Origin of the sequence: Aneurinibacillus aneurinilyticus ATCC 12856, from assembly GCF_000466385.1 — a bacterium.
Taxonomy (GTDB): domain Bacteria; phylum Bacillota; class Bacilli; order Aneurinibacillales; family Aneurinibacillaceae; genus Aneurinibacillus; species Aneurinibacillus aneurinilyticus.
Genome location: NZ_KE952710.1, coordinates 338 through 15029, shown reverse-complemented (window position 1 = coordinate 15029; position 14692 = coordinate 338). Strand labels below are relative to the sequence as shown.

Here is a 14692-nt window from a genome sequence, read left to right as displayed (position 1 = left end):
ATAAGTGGGAGACTTCTTTCGGAGGGAAGTTAAAGTTTTTGGTTTGACCAGTCAGCATTCCTCCTAAAATTTTCACTTTATCAGACTGTTTATTTTTATTTAAATTTAAAAACTTCTGGATTGTTTCGTTATCACCATTTGCATCATATTTTTTAAGTGCCTTAATAAAATACTTGATCTACTGCCCGTTCCCCCTTCTACTTCAACATACTTAACTTTTCAATCGCTTGTTGTTCGGTAGATAAGAAAAAGATGTCGTTTCCATTGTTACATTCATAGATGAAATCTTGGAGGCTTTGACTTGAATACACAGAAAAATCTCCAATAATTGCAACCTTTACACGATAATTGATGAACTTCTGAAGGATTTCACCTGCAAGACGTGTTTTCAAATCGAAAAAGCTTTCGCTTAGTAGAGATTTGTTTATAACGATCCGATCGCAGCATGTTTCATATTGTACGGTTGCCATAAAATCCAATGCCGACTGAACATCCACTATTAATACCTCGCTGCAGGTCACAACGGCAATATTTCTCCCACCTACTTCTACCTTCGTTATATTCATAATCGCCCTCCTATGCACATCTGGTTTGATACATCGACAAACTTTTGTGGTAGGAGGTAAGAAAAGACGGAAGGGCGGTGGGTGGGCACGGTCGGAAAAAGACAGCTGGCCTTTCCTCTGCCGGAGCGCAGGGCGCATCCAACCTTTTCTTTTTTCCGAATTTCCTACCCCCAACTACGTGATCATGCCAAACCATCAAGTGTAACTTATTAGAAGCCAATACTGCTCCTCCATCCTGTCTCTATCGCCTAATGAATCATACAACTGCATCAGGGTAAAGTAACTTTCCTCATTTAAAATAATCCGAAAGTACCGACCAATCTTTCCTTCTTTGCTTAACTTCATATATAAAGGTCTATAGGGGTTAGCTAGCTCCTTGAGTACCTAAACATCCACTATTTATTAAAATCGATCTTCTGTTCAAATCGATCTAAAGTTATGGTTGTTTCACTTGGCTTCGTTTCGGCAATAATCTTGCCATGTCTGAAGGAATATCTAACTGTCGCCTGCTTGCGAATTGCTTCATATTCATTTTTTGCAGACAACACTATGAAGTTAGCTGGTTTCCCTTCTTCAATTCCATAGATTTCTTCAATCTGTAACGTTTTAGCACTGTTACTGGTAATTAAATCTATTGAGTTTATGATTTGCTCATAGCCCATTAATTGCGAAGCGTGAATTCCCATATGTAATACTTGAAGCATATTCCCTGTTCCTAGCGGATACCATGGATCAAATATATCATCGTGGCCAAAACAAACATTTAGTCCTGCTTCTTGAAGCTCTTTGACTCTTGTCAAGCCTCTTCTTTTTGGATACGTATCAAATCTCCCTTGAAGGTGAATATTTACCAATGGATTTGATACAAAATTAATAGAAGAAAGCTTCAATAATCTAAATAGTTTATACGTGTATGCGTCATTATAAGAGCCCATTGCTGTTGTATGGCTTGCTGTCGTACGGGCACCTATTCCACGCTCATATGCCTCTGTAGCTACAACCTCGACAAAACGGGATTGTTCGTCATCAATTTCATCACAATGAATATCTACTAATCGATCGTATTTCTCAGCAAGATCAAAAGCCTTTTTTAATGACTCTACTCCATATTCTCGAGTAAATTCAAAATGAGGTATACCTCCTACCGCATCAGCACCCATTTTCAATGATTCTTCGAGTAATTCTACTCCATTTGGATAAGAAAGTATCCCCTCTTGTGGAAAAGCAACAAGTTGAATATCTACATAGGGAGCCATTTCCTCTTTCACTTCCAACATGGCTTTTAAAGCCGTTAACGCTGGATCTGTTACATCTACATGTGTCCGAACATGCTGAATACCTTGAGCAATTTGCCACTTTAATGCTGTTTTTGACCTTGTTTTTACATCTTCTAATGTTAATGCTTCTTTTCTCTGTGACCATCTTTGAATACCTTCAAATAAGGTGCCACTTTTATTCCACTCTGGTTCACCTGCTGTTAAGGTTGTATCCAAATGAATATGCGGTTCAATGAAAGGTGGAAGAACAAGGGCCCCCTCTACATCGATGATTTCATGATCGGCAACTTCGTCCAATGTTTGTGTTATTTTGCTGATCTTCCCATCTTGTACGACAATGTTCCACAGTCCATCTTTCCCTCTAACCTTTGCATGTTTAATAATCACTAATCCTCCCACCCTTTCATACTTTTTATTTGTTTATTGTTCTCCACGTTGCGGCATACATTTCATCAGAACAACATAAATGATTGCCGTTCCTAAGAGTCCGTTGATCGGTGGTATACCTGGTACAAAGTTCGCAGCAACAACCCCGCCTGCCCATGCTATTATGGCGATCCAATTCACTGCTTTAAATTTCATTTCCTCAAATTTCTTATAATTCCTACGTTTTAACAGGAAATAATCAGCTAATATTATTGCTCCAATCGATGGCAATGTGGATCCTAATATGGTCAAAAATTCAACAAAGTTGTTATATAGCCACATCGCTGCAATTGTTCCAATTATACCATTAAATATAACAATTTTATTTTTCGCGATTTTAGTAATATTAGCAAATCCTAAGCTAGAAGCATACAACGCATTTTCATTTGTCGTCCAAATATTTAAACCAAGTACAATAATAGCCGGTATAATTAATCCTTGTAAAAACATAACATCTGATATATCCGCTTTACCGTAGACAATGGCACCAACGGCCCCGAATAAAAACATTAACGAATTTCCAAGAAAGAAAGCAATAACCGTCGAAACAACAGCAGAACGAGTAGTTTTGGCAAACCGGGCAAAATCAGCTGTAAGCGTCCCGCCACTAATAAATGATCCTATACAGATTGTTAAGGCTGCGGCTAGTCCCAGTGCTTCGTGTGGTTGATACCCCATTAACCCTTGAATCCCGCCAGCCGTGTCCGTTGCTTCTAAAACAGAATAGCCACCTAATATAGCAATAGATGGAACCGCAATGATTCCTAATATAGCCAATGCCTTAATTCCGTAAATCGCCGTTACTGTCATTAACACACCTGAAATGGCAATTAATAAATAAACATTGATGTCAGTAGCTTTTTGAACAGGAACTGCAAACATCGCTACCCCTACACCAAACCAACCGACTTGTGTCACTCCTAGCAAAAGAGAGGATAAATACGATCCTTTTTCACCAAAGGCATATCTAGTCAGTAAGTGTGTGGATAGTCCTGTTTTAGCCGCAATATAAGCTAATGCACCTGTATAAATACCAAGGATCAAATTACCAGCTAATACAATCCAAATAAACTGCACAAATGATAGTCCGTTACCTAATGTCCCACCAGACCACATACTTGCTGAAAAAAATGTAAATCCGAGCATAACAGCGAGGATTTTCCAAAAACCATTACGATTTGCCTGCGGTACAGGCTGTAATGAAAATTCTAAGTCTACTTTTTCCATACCTACTCCCCCAAAGAATTGTTTTGAAAATGATACCGCCAAAAAATGCGGGCAAACAAAAAAGGGTTTATTGCCATCACCTGACAATAAACCCTTCTATTTACAATAAACAAAAGGCTAAACATCTGCCTATCAACCATGAATTATCATAAACTTTGCTGTTCTTGTCAGCCTCACAGGACTGAATTAAAGTTACCAGTATCTAATTAATTTTTATTATGGCAAGAAGCCGATCCGTTGTCAATACGGGGAAATTTCCCCTCCCCTGTAAGATTATTCTTGATACTATTTTGTTCAAGCGGTTCAGCCACCCTTCGATAACCTCAAGGTTCATCTACCTGTACTTAAACCAGATATTCAGCCATGCGCAAACTTATATCGTGATCTTCGTCTGCACGCTCGCCGATCAATGAGCTAGGAGGAATCCCCAGCTATATGTCGAATATTTTTCAAGGAAGGGATAAAGAGAACTCCCCACCCATACGTTTAATTACGAATTGAATCATATTTGAACCGAGGATATGGCTGATGAAACTTCAATTGCTATATAATGAATATCTAAATATAAAATTCAACAGGAAATTACAGTCCGGTCAAACGGACTGCTTTGAATACTGCCTTTGTGAAGATGGTAGCGCAGAATTATTCTTTATCGCTCGCAAAGATGAGTTGTTTATTGAGTGGGCGTATGAATTACAACCGAAAGATCCCAATTACACCGTTAACCCGGACTGGAAGCCTGTTCTCTCGGCTTTTTTTAAACATCTAGATGTATATGATGAACTGATATTATATTATTTGTTGTTTACTATCAACGCAACGATGTCCATTGTCAAGATCAATTCGTTTAATGCAATGAATGATTTTATGAAGAACTATTGTTTTTTTCAGTTAGCTCAATTGACTGACGCTTCCAGATTGAACGATGAACAAAGACATCAATTAAGAGACTTTTTCTTCTTTTTCTACCTTTATGCTCACCCGGTTAATGAGGAGACCCTCTACTCCTTTTCATTCAGCGGGCAAGATTTGGTTCATACGAAAACCAATATACATATGGAACATTATTTTTCTATATATCACGATTACTACAGCGAGAATCTTGACAAGTATAGAGATAAATTATTCATAGCTCCGCATGAAATAAATGCTTGTAAAAATCTCACTATGGAGCTGTTAGGATCAATAGAAGGTAAATCGACCAAGCTGGCAATGCCTCCGGAAGAAGGATTAGAGTTTGTATTACAGCTGATCAATGACGTTGATTATTTGATACATATTTACTCCGAAAATAAAGCAACATTATTCAGTATCATGAGAGACTTTCTCTCCGACAATCGCTCTAATCCTTATCGTGATCATTGTTTTAGTACTCTGCTTCAGAATTATGTCTCTTATATCCTTTATTTTAAGTTTGATGAAATTCATGATTTGGTGGATTACTTTAAAGGCACTCCGTTATGGTGCGGAATGATCATCAATAAAATCTTTACCGATGCCATCTTTATTCAGAAGATTATGAAGCAAAACCATATAGATATTACCGAGTATAAGAATGTAATCGAATTCTTCGACGAGGAGGCCCGAAGGATCTATCTGTAATCCAAAAGCAGGTTGGGTGTTTAGCAGATCAAGCTGTCTGCCCATACTCCCAAGAGGCAATACAAACCCATTCTATTTACTTTATTCTGTGCATTTTTCAACAAATAGTAAACTTTGATACCGAAAAAGATTGTCAAAAAAAGAGTGACTCCTTATAACCGCTAATGGCGGAATAAAGACACTCTTTTTGAAAATAATTTGCCAGTGCTACTAACACCTATTAATTTTAATACACATCACGTTGGTAACGCCCTTGCTTCTGCATATCATTTAAATACGCTTCGGCTGCTTCATGGGTCATCATACCTTCTTTTTCAATTATGTCAATCAGCGTGTTGTGGACGTCTTTTGCCATATACTGCTTATCCCCGCAAACGTAGAAGTAGGCTCCATTTTCTAGCCATTCAAACAATTCTTTGCTGTTTTCAAGCATTTTATGCTGTACATATACTTTTTGCTCCGTATCACGAGAGAACGCAGTCTCTAATCTTGTCAGTACCCCATCTTTTTGATATTTTTCTAACTCGTTTTGATAAAGAAAATCCGATGCTGCATGCTGGTCTCCAAAAAACAACCATGATTTACCTGTTGCTTCATTTACTGCACGTTCCTGGATAAAGGAACGGAATGGTGCAATGCCTGTCCCCGGACCAACCATAATAATATCTTTATCTTGAGACTCTGGCAGATTAAAGTGTTTATTTGGTTGAATAAATACTGGAAGTGTATCCCCCTCTTGAAGACGTTCAGCACATAAAACAGAGCAAACCCCTTTTCGTTCGCGTCCGTGAGCCATGTAGCGTACGGCACCGATGGTTAGATGCACCTCCTCGGGATTAGCGGAAATGCTACTTGCAATTGAATACAGCCGTGGTGGAATTTTTCTTAATAAAGAGACGATCTCTTGGGCAGAAGCTTTCCATGGACCAAAATCGCGTAACAAATCAAGCAAATCACGCCCTGCGATATATTCTTTCAGTTGATTTATATTTTCATCCGACGCAAGCTTTTGTAATTCTTCGTTTTCTGTTAATTCCGCTGCCTGCTGGATCATCTTTTTCGTCAATAACGTAATTTCAAAGTATGTTGTTAACGCTTCTTTTAATGGGAGGGTATCCCCTTGCTTATTAATGGTAACATCCATTTTTGTATCCCATTTCATTTCCTCAAGAAGAGAGGCCACCAGTTTCGGATCATTTTCAGGGATAATACCAAGGCAATCACCTGGGACATAGGAAAGGTTAGATCCTTTTAACGATAACTCGATATGCCTTGTTTCCTTACTAGAGCCAGTTCCATTTAAATTTACATTTTTGAGAACTTTCGCTTGAAATGGATTTGTTCTTGAAAATGCTGTTGGTACCTTTTGGACTACAGTAGGTTGCATAATGTTTTCACCTCAAAAAGTTGTATAAACCTAGGGTAACACAAGAAGAGAAAATGAGATATGTTTTTTCATATATATTTGCCAATCGATATTTATAATGAACGGTAAATATTCACAGTATACTTCGTGATAGCCTCATCGTAATTTGGATACTTATATCCGAGGCTTTCTGCCACATCCTTAGAATATTTTCTAAATAAATCATAACAAGTAAACAAAGACTGCCACATTTCTTGATAGCCATTCTCAGAATAGGTTGATAGTATTGCTTCCCAATCTTCATTTGGAAGGTAACGATTTATAAATTTATAGTTCTTCCCCACACTAAAGGTATACCCTTGCTTTGCTCCGATTTGCCAAGCCATCATCCTCAGTAAATTAGGGCGTGCAATCTCATTCAAATGGTCAATCGCAAAAAGGATTTCTTTTCTCGCCAATCCTTTTACTACATAAGTTGAAACCATCCAGAACTCATTGCAACAATCATCAAATTCTCTTGCAGTTGGCTTTTTAATCCAATATTGGCGGTCGTCTGCTATCACCTCATTTTTGATAAGAGTATCCTTATCAAGCAAGACTTCAACTAAACCGTCGCTCTTGATAAAATAATCCTCGACCTCGTTAATTGGAATAAGTGTTAGGTCTAATTTATTTCCGTCTTCAAAAAGAATAATATATGAAAACCAATTACCTAGTTCTGATGGAAAAAGCTCCATATCCTCCGGTTTTTGCATCATCATACGATTTCCAAAAATATTGAGCCATTGATCATTTTCCTTGAAAGAATCAATATCTGTTACAAAGTAAGAAATGTCATAATCCTGGAATGTATCAGGAGGAATATTTGTATTTGTACGTGACCCTTCCAAAGTTACCAATCGGATTCTATTATCATTCATAGCAAAGTCTACAAGCATGTTCATCATTTCTCGTTCACTTCTCAATACAGTAATCCTCCGTTCTGATTCAAAAATTAGGCTAATGACTACCTGTTTCCATGCTTCGTTATAGTGAATTCAGCGAAACTACTATATACATCTGATTTGATAAGCCGTATGAATTCAAGCTTGTTTTAATTCATTTCAATCTCCAACCTAGGGGGAAAATGTCCTGAGTTTTTAGCCATGGCTGATAATCCGCATCTTTTTTATAAACATCGCGACTTTATTTTATCAAACCTACAATCGAACCGATTCGTTGTTTAGTTATCTTAATCTACCTCAAAGTGATGACCAGAAGCGGAATACCAATTCCCAGTACCCAAACCATCGGAATTAAATTTATTATGACTGCGGTACGGGTTCTCCTTCTATGTAGTATCCAGGCTATGATCGAGCAGGCGATAGCAACCAGCGGGTACATACTGATAATAGAAACCAGAACAATGGCTTCGCCACTGATTCCGGCATCAAATGCCATAAATGATATTCCCCAAACAAACAGCCATGGAATCATACAAATCAGATAAATAATCTGGCTGACAACCAAAAACGTCTTCATGAATCTCCTCCCAAGACTTCATCGAACTTCTATATAGAACTGAGCTAATGCTTTAATACTATACATATACATTCCTTTAAGCTAGCCGCTTTTTGTTTTTAGTTAGTTGTGTGAGATTGATTGAGATTTATTTTCTGAATCTTTTTTGCCTCATTAGGTTCGGGAATTAAAATATTAAGTATACTAGCCCCCACCAAAAAAATAATTGAGCAGTAAAAAGACAAATTATAGTTACCTGTTTCATTATATAGTAGCCCTGGTAAATAAGCTCCTAGCGCAGAACCTATTTGATGGCTAAGAAATAGCCATCCGACAATAAACCCAACTGAATACTGTTTAAAATATTGTGTTGCTAGTAATTGTGTAGGAGCAACAGTACAATAGGAAACACAATAACCATTAAAAAGCTTCCCAAGATCACAACGGTCCATTTCCAATCAATCCATTGAATTAACATGAGAGAGCCTGGTACAAGCAGCATTTGTCCGGCTCCAAATCCAGCTTCCACAATCCCTAAAGCAAGTCCTCTTTTTTCATTAAACCAATTCGTCACGACAACTGCTGCAGCCACATTTGACGCTCCACCAACGCCAATCGAAACGAGGACGCCATATAGAATAAACAACTGCCATGGATGATGGACAAAAGCAGTTAATAAGATACTAATTGCCACTAAAAAAGTACTGGCGGAAAGAATCAAGCGAGCACCAAATCTATCGACAAGCTTTCCTATCATTGGTTGGGAAAGTCCATAAACAATAAAGCTTAGTGTGGAAATAAGCGATACGGTTCCTCTGTTCATTGAAAAATCCTTTTCCCAAGGTTCAACAAAAGCCCCAAAAGAAAGACGAACGCCTTGAACAGCCAAAAGAGATAAAAACGTGATAAATAAAATAACCCAGGCATAGTGCAGCTTTACCTTCATAAATCCTCCTAAACTATAAACAAGGCAATTTTCTTTTATAATTTTAAATCCCAACGGTCTTCCGCCCCATTCAACAGGTGTGGTTTTTGATGATTAAAAATCCTTTGAGAGCTTACAAAAATAAAAGGAGTGAAGCTGTAAATAAACTTCACTCCTGGTATGAGGACTGTATATGCAGTCTCCCTCTCGTTTAATTTGTAATAACAAACTCAAGCAATTCCCAATCCTCTGCATCATCACTCTCATAATCTTCATACGTTACAACAGCCTTTTTATTCATCAAGGTTTGGTTTAAATACTTGGTAAGTGCTTTGTCTTCTTTAAGAGCAAACACCAGACCATAATGCCAGAACTCTTCCTGATTTTTATCGACTGTTTGAATGTAATAAGCTTGTGTCTCCTTGTCATAATAGACCTTTTTGATCGTTGCTTGTTCTGTATGTTCTTGTGCAGCGGCAAGACCAGGAAGCAAAAGAAACGCAAATAGGAAAGCGCAAATGGCTTTTTTCATCCTATTTCTCCCCTCTTTTTTATATTATCTTATCAAGTATCCCATCAAAAAAATAGAGGGAATGGGAAATATTTCTGATAAATTATGGTCGTTTGTTGCTTCTAATATAATCACACCCGTTTACACGCGAACAATTTAGTCATGGCCTCCCCTGCATCAAACAGCAAACAGTTACTCACATAAACAGTTAAAATCAAAGTCCCCACAAAGAGATTTCACTTTTTGTATTACACTTCTTTAGCAACCTTTTTATCTTGTAGAAACGTTGTCGCAGCATTAATTAAAATATTCGTATTTATTAAGACAGTTTCAAAATCAATCCATTCGACAGGTTCATGAAGTCCAAAGCCGGACGCACCTATATTTATAGTAGGAATACCTGCCTGCTGGAATATAGCAGCATCTGTCCAACCCCCCCAGCCAACACTTTCGGGTACACTGCCTAGTAAGGATTTGTAAGACGCAGTTACATGTTGAATAATTGATTCATTTGGAGCACAGGAAAAAGAATCTCTCTTGAAGTACCAATCTATGTGAGAGTCCTTGGCAATGTTCTGTATCACTCTTTCAATTTCTGACTTTACATCATCTGTGTTCTCTGAAGGAAGAGTACGTCTTTCAATATGGATAGTACAATCCGGTGCGTAAGTCGAGACTCCTATCCCCCCACTAATAAGGCTTACATGCATAGATGCAGGGCCCACAAGCCCTTCTCTTCGATTTCTTAACACATTCTTGTCTAAGTTATCCAACCCCACGATTACATTACCCATTTTTGAAATAGCACTATCACCTAAATCCCACCTGCTACCGTGAGCACTACGGCCCGTCGTTGTCACTTTTCCCCATAAAAATCCTTTATGGGCAACTACCATTTTTAAATCACTTGGTTCTGTAAGAATGCATGCATCTGCTTTATGATGAAGCACAAAGTGATCTGCACCAATACTAGCATATTCTTCATCGCAAACAAGGGCCAAAATAACTTTCCCTTTGATAGAGCCTGCCGCTGCTAAGGAAGCTGCTGTGCTCATTATGGCGGCTACACCGGCTTTCATATCACAGCTTCCCCGTCCATACACCCGATTTCCCTCTATCTTAGGATCAAAGGGGTCGATCTCCATTCCCGCCGTTCCTACCGTATCCAGGTGTGCACATAAACATAGAGTCGGGCCTTCTCCATCCCCAACTTCTGCGAATACATTTGGCCGACCAGGTTCAACAAACTCTATACGTGCATCAACATTATGTTTCCGAAGCCAATCAACAACAAACTCTGCTATTTTCACCTCATTATGACCTTCTTCAGGTGCAAGAGTGGGATTAACGGAAGGGATTCTAATTAGCTCACGAAGTAATTCCAGAATGTTTGATTTCGGAAATGTTAACAAAATCATCACTCCATTCTTTTTTCTTTAAATCCTGTAGCTGTTAACACTTTCATAATAGCCGTATATCCAGCTGTTGCTCTAAAATCCTGATCTTCTGATTGCAGCTTATCTATTAATTTAATAATAGGTGCCAATACAGATTCTTTAGTTTCTCCCACTAATAAACGACGCTCAAAAGCTGCTGTACATGCTGTACATAATGAAGGAACAACTGATGCTCCTGGGTATGGGGATGATTTTATGTCCGTTAGTTCAAGAATTCCTTGTCCCATAACCTCATGCTCTAAGACGGGTAATTCACGAATAGCTGAAATGAGCTTCATCATTTGGTAAACAGCATTTCCCTGAGAATTAATTTGGACAAAGGCCTTCCCATACTATCTTTTGATAATGTGAAGGGTCCGTATCACCTTCAGTACTTATTAGCAGAATTCGGGAATTTGAATCCAGCAGTATATCCCGGTTTATCTGTGGATCATCCCCCAGCTTTCGTAGATAGTATAGCAATCCAAGCGTTACCGCACCTGACTCTCCTGAGATTACACGCGGATCGTTCCTTAGGGGATTCCCGTACACACGCATTCCTAGTGCAGCAATACTATCCTTGCATGAGAATGCTCCTTTAGCATATTGACGAAGCAAACGAAAAGCTCTTGTGTTAGGCTCTCCGCAAGCCAATCCTGCCATTATTGTGCTCATCTCTCCAGTCACGATTTCCCTATTACCATCTTCACTTAAAAAGGAGCGATAATAACAATCGGCTTTATCTGGTTCGACTACAATAATGATTGGAGGGTTTTTTCTATAATACTGAATCATATAAGCAGCAATCGCTCCGGCAAAAGACCCAACACCTGCTTGGAGGAAAACATGCGTTGGCTGTTCTCCACCATCAATTTTAATCTGTTCTACAATTTCTTTTGCCATAGAGGCATACCCCTGCATGATCCAAAGAGGAATATCATCATAACCTTCCCACGCAGTATCCTGAACCATAATCCATCCATTTTCATTGGCAAGATTCGAGCACATTCTGACCGTATCATCGTAATTAACCTCTGTAATATCTGCCTTAGCCCCTTCATTACGGATTGCAGTCAGTCGTTTTAGCGACGATCCTTTTGGCATGTAGATTATTGATTTATGTCCAAGCTCTCTTGCTGCCCAAGCTATCCCACGTCCATGATTCCCATCAGTTGCTGAAATAAAGGTTAGTTCCCCCAGCTTTTCTCTCACTTTTGAAGATTGTAGGACCTCGAAAGAAAGATCTTCAATGTTTTCTTCCAAACGATCGGCTAAGTATTTTGCAATGGCGTAAATGCCCCCCATCACTTTGAAAGCATTTAGACCGAATCTATACGATTCATCTTTTACTCTTATATCTGCGATATTCAAATATTCAGATAGATTTTTCAATTGATGTAAAGGTGTTTCTGTATAAGCGCTATATGTTTTTTGAAATTTATGAACTTTTTGTATCTCTATCTCCTGAAAAAATGATAATTCTTCTTCGTTATATTTAGTTGAATGGAATTTGTTTTTGATCCATTTTATATTGGTTTGAACTGGTTTCTGCACGAAGAAAGCCTCCTATACTAATTTCGCAATCACTTCTATTTCAACCAGGGTACCTTTTGGAATTGCTGCAACTTCTACACAGCTTCTAGCTGGTTTGTGTGTTGAAAAATATGCACCGTTCCTCGTTATTTGTTCTGTTTGCTCAGCATCTGTAGTGCCTATAATACTGCCATTCTCAATATCCAATGGCAGCATACCCGATAAATATGCAAAACCATTAGCAGTAACAGCCTGTGAATATGGACCAACAGCAGCTGGCGCTTTTTTGTTTGAACTTGCTGAATCATGCATCTTCCTCCTTTTCTCTTTTCACGATATTATCAAAGCAAAATTTGTGCCAAGTTATTAAACTGCTGAAAAATAGTGTTCTTAGGAAAAAATAACAGCCATTTAAGTATCAAAATGATACTAAATAGCTATTATAAATCGAAAGCCTCAAATTTTTAATTAAAAAACAATAAAAGTATCAGTATGAGATTAGGTATCAATTTGATACTTATTTATCTTCCTAAATAATGTAGCTCTCCCTATTCCTAGCAAATCACTTGCATCTTCGATATTAAGGTTATGATGGCGCACATAATTAAGCGCCTTTATTATCATTTCTTTTTCCATCTTAGCAAGTGAGAAGGAAGGCGCAGTTATATGAATATTTTCCTTTTTAATTTCTAATTTACGATAGATTAAAGCCTCAGCCTCTTCCATTGTAATCCAACCATGAGTAATAAAATTGAATAAATATTCAATGAAATTTTTTAATTCCCTGACATTTCCCTTCCATGGATAATTTAATATCAATTCTTTCACATCTTTCCCAAGTCCTAGTACATTTGCTTGAAAAAGATTATTAAATGTAGAAATAAAGTGCTCACTTAAAGCAAGAATATCTTCTTTGCGACTTCTGAGGGGAGGGATGATGATTGGAATAACATTTAATCTAAAATATAGATCTTCTCTAAAATCCCCATTACTCACCATCTCCTGTAAGTCTTTATTAGTTGCTGCTATAACACGTACATCAACCGGAATAGAATTAGTTCCTCCAAGGTGTTCAATCTCTCTTTCTTGCAAAACACGCAATAATTTAACCTGTAGAAACGGCGGCATCTCCCCTATTTCATCAAGAAAAATAGAACCCCTGTGAGCCAATTCAAATTTTCCTGGTTTTCCTTTATTATTAGCACCTGTAAATGCCCCTTTTTCATACCCAAATAACTCACTCTCTAATAAATTCTCCGGAATAGCACCACAATTAACCGTAACAAATGGATACTCTTTCCTCATGCTAGAATTGTGTATAGCTTTGGCAAACTCTTCTTTACCTGTACCGCTTTCCCCTTGGATTAAGACAGTAGAGTTAGATTGGGAAACTTTAAAAGCATATTCTTTAACCTCCATTATTTGAGGACTTACACCCACTATTTGATCAAACGGTTTCCTTTGATCCTCTGTTGCTATTTCTGCAAGATTACAAATTTCATTAACATCTTGAAGGCTAATCAGATATTCAGAATATTGCCCAGCCGAAGAGAGCTTTTGTTTGGTTATATACAGAGATTTTTCTTCCTTGTTAATAGAGAGGGTAACCGTTTGATTCACCTCTTCCGATTCTTGCACTAATTTTGTAAATAAATCCCTTATATGCAATGGTAGCGAACTTTTATTTTCTATGCCTAATAATACTTCTGCTTTTAGATTCATTTCTTGTAGACTTCCTCTTTCATCTATTACAATAATTCCTTCATTGACAAGATTCATCACTTTAACCATCTTCTCTGAATTTCTGGTAAGCTGCTGAATCATATCATGTTCATGTAACTTACTTGATAAAAGATCAGCCATTTTACTTAAAAAAGTTAAAATCCCTTCAGTGTTTTCAAATAGTCTTCTCCGTTGTTCCGCGTTAAAAGCCAATAAGCCAATTACACCTAAGACCTGATCCCCATAAGTAATAGGGGCACATATCTCGCCTGTTTCCGAACAGTTCCCATAAAATCTGCACCGTTCACAAATTTTTTCAAACCCTGGATTTTCAATAATTACCGGCTGCCCCGTACGAATGGCAGATTGATAAACTAAATCACCTTCCATTTTATGAAGTACACTTTCTTTTTGTTCTCCAGTTCCTGCGACTCTTATAAAATGGTGATTTGCAATCTCCACTTCAATTTTCAATACAGCCGCAATTGCATCCGCTATTCTCTGAACAGCAGGTTGTATATCCATCAGTTCCATTTTACCGCCTCAATTCATAAAAAATACCTTTTTCCACGCCTGTTGATTATCCATAAGGTGGAAGAAA

13 protein-coding genes and 1 pseudogene are annotated in these 14692 nt (G+C 37.9%); 1 reads left to right on the top strand and 13 read right to left on the bottom strand.

Going from position 1 to position 14692, the window contains the following annotated elements:
* Nucleotides 1-197: 197 nt before the first annotated feature.
* From HMPREF0083_RS04695 to codB, 3 genes are all read right to left on the bottom strand, one after another.
* Nucleotides 198-566 carry a DUF4180 domain-containing protein gene (locus HMPREF0083_RS04695; protein WP_021619935.1) on the bottom strand — a complete coding sequence of 123 codons (369 nt, stop codon included), beginning with the start codon at nucleotides 564-566 and terminating at the stop codon, nucleotides 198-200.
* Nucleotides 567-961: 395 nt separating this feature from the next.
* Nucleotides 962-2230 (bottom strand): cytosine deaminase, encoded by a 1269-nt coding sequence (locus HMPREF0083_RS04690; RefSeq protein ID WP_040301505.1) that lies wholly within the window; start codon nucleotides 2228-2230, stop codon nucleotides 962-964.
* Between the two features lie 33 nt (nucleotides 2231-2263).
* Nucleotides 2264-3496, bottom strand: coding sequence for a cytosine permease (gene codB, locus HMPREF0083_RS04685; protein ID WP_021619931.1), 1233 nt, complete (start codon nucleotides 3494-3496; stop codon nucleotides 2264-2266).
* 528 nt (nucleotides 3497-4024) lie between these two features.
* Here codB and HMPREF0083_RS04680 point away from each other — a divergent pair.
* Nucleotides 4025-5098 carry a hypothetical protein gene (locus tag HMPREF0083_RS04680; protein WP_021619930.1) on the top strand — a complete coding sequence of 358 codons (1074 nt, stop codon included), beginning with the start codon at nucleotides 4025-4027 and terminating at the stop codon, nucleotides 5096-5098.
* A gap of 226 nt (nucleotides 5099-5324) precedes the next feature.
* On the opposite strand, the gene HMPREF0083_RS04675 is transcribed toward HMPREF0083_RS04680, so the two are convergent.
* From HMPREF0083_RS04675 to HMPREF0083_RS04630, 10 genes and pseudogenes are all read right to left on the bottom strand, one after another.
* Complete coding sequence (locus tag HMPREF0083_RS04675; RefSeq protein ID WP_021619929.1) at nucleotides 5325-6485, bottom strand: sulfite reductase subunit alpha; 1161 nt, start codon at nucleotides 6483-6485, stop codon at nucleotides 5325-5327.
* Between the two features lie 92 nt (nucleotides 6486-6577).
* Nucleotides 6578-7429: an aminoglycoside 6-adenylyltransferase gene (gene ant(6) / locus HMPREF0083_RS04670; protein ID WP_040301503.1), complete on the bottom strand. Its 852-nt coding sequence runs from the start codon at nucleotides 7427-7429 to the stop codon at nucleotides 6578-6580.
* Nucleotides 7430-7700: 271 nt separating this feature from the next.
* The gene (locus tag HMPREF0083_RS04665) at nucleotides 7701-7985 is read right to left on the bottom strand and encodes a hypothetical protein (RefSeq protein ID WP_021619927.1); all 285 of its coding nucleotides are present in this window, start codon (nucleotides 7983-7985) and stop codon (nucleotides 7701-7703) included.
* A gap of 98 nt (nucleotides 7986-8083) precedes the next feature.
* Nucleotides 8084-8910: pseudogene (locus tag HMPREF0083_RS04660) on the bottom strand (MFS transporter).
* A 190-nt stretch (nucleotides 8911-9100) separates the two neighbouring features.
* A complete protein-coding gene (locus HMPREF0083_RS04655) occupies nucleotides 9101-9421 on the bottom strand; it encodes a hypothetical protein (protein WP_021619924.1) in 321 nt (106 codons plus the stop codon).
* 227 nt (nucleotides 9422-9648) lie between these two features.
* Nucleotides 9649-10812, bottom strand: a complete 1164-nt coding sequence (locus tag HMPREF0083_RS04650) for a M20 family metallopeptidase (RefSeq protein ID WP_167331539.1) — start codon at nucleotides 10810-10812, stop codon at nucleotides 9649-9651.
* Nucleotides 10813-10817: 5 nt separating this feature from the next.
* Entirely contained in the window at nucleotides 10818-11168 is a 351-nt protein-coding gene (locus HMPREF0083_RS04645; protein ID WP_262360641.1) for a peptidase dimerization domain-containing protein, read from the bottom strand.
* Nucleotides 11164-12390: a diaminopropionate ammonia-lyase gene (gene dpaL, locus HMPREF0083_RS04640; protein WP_021619920.1), complete on the bottom strand. Its 1227-nt coding sequence runs from the start codon at nucleotides 12388-12390 to the stop codon at nucleotides 11164-11166. Before dpaL ends, HMPREF0083_RS04645 begins: the two co-directional genes overlap by 5 nt.
* A gap of 12 nt (nucleotides 12391-12402) precedes the next feature.
* On the bottom strand, nucleotides 12403-12681 hold the full coding sequence (locus HMPREF0083_RS04635) for a Rid family hydrolase (RefSeq protein WP_021619919.1): 279 nt from the start codon (nucleotides 12679-12681) through the stop codon (nucleotides 12403-12405).
* Nucleotides 12682-12867: 186 nt separating this feature from the next.
* On the bottom strand, nucleotides 12868-14625 hold the full coding sequence (locus HMPREF0083_RS04630) for a sigma-54-dependent Fis family transcriptional regulator (protein WP_021619918.1): 1758 nt from the start codon (nucleotides 14623-14625) through the stop codon (nucleotides 12868-12870).
* Nucleotides 14626-14692: the final 67 nt, after the last annotated feature.

Bases quoted from the DNA above. Each gene is read 5' to 3' on its own strand.
- HMPREF0083_RS04695 (WP_021619935.1), bottom strand. From the start codon at position 566: ATGAATATAACGAAGGTAGAAGTAGGTGGGAGAAATATTGCCGTTGTG.
- codB (WP_021619931.1), bottom strand. From the start codon at position 3,496: ATGGAAAAAGTAGACTTAGAATTTTCATTACAGCCTGTACCGCAGGCA.
- HMPREF0083_RS04680 (WP_021619930.1), top strand. From the start codon at position 4,025: ATGAAACTTCAATTGCTATATAATGAATATCTAAATATAAAATTCAAC.
- HMPREF0083_RS04675 (WP_021619929.1), bottom strand. From the start codon at position 6,485: ATGCAACCTACTGTAGTCCAAAAGGTACCAACAGCATTTTCAAGAACA.
- HMPREF0083_RS04665 (WP_021619927.1), bottom strand. From the start codon at position 7,985: ATGAAGACGTTTTTGGTTGTCAGCCAGATTATTTATCTGATTTGTATG.
- HMPREF0083_RS04655 (WP_021619924.1), bottom strand. From the start codon at position 9,421: ATGAAAAAAGCCATTTGCGCTTTCCTATTTGCGTTTCTTTTGCTTCCT.
- HMPREF0083_RS04635 (WP_021619919.1), bottom strand. From the start codon at position 12,681: ATGCATGATTCAGCAAGTTCAAACAAAAAAGCGCCAGCTGCTGTTGGT.
- HMPREF0083_RS04630 (WP_021619918.1), bottom strand. From the start codon at position 14,625: ATGGAACTGATGGATATACAACCTGCTGTTCAGAGAATAGCGGATGCA.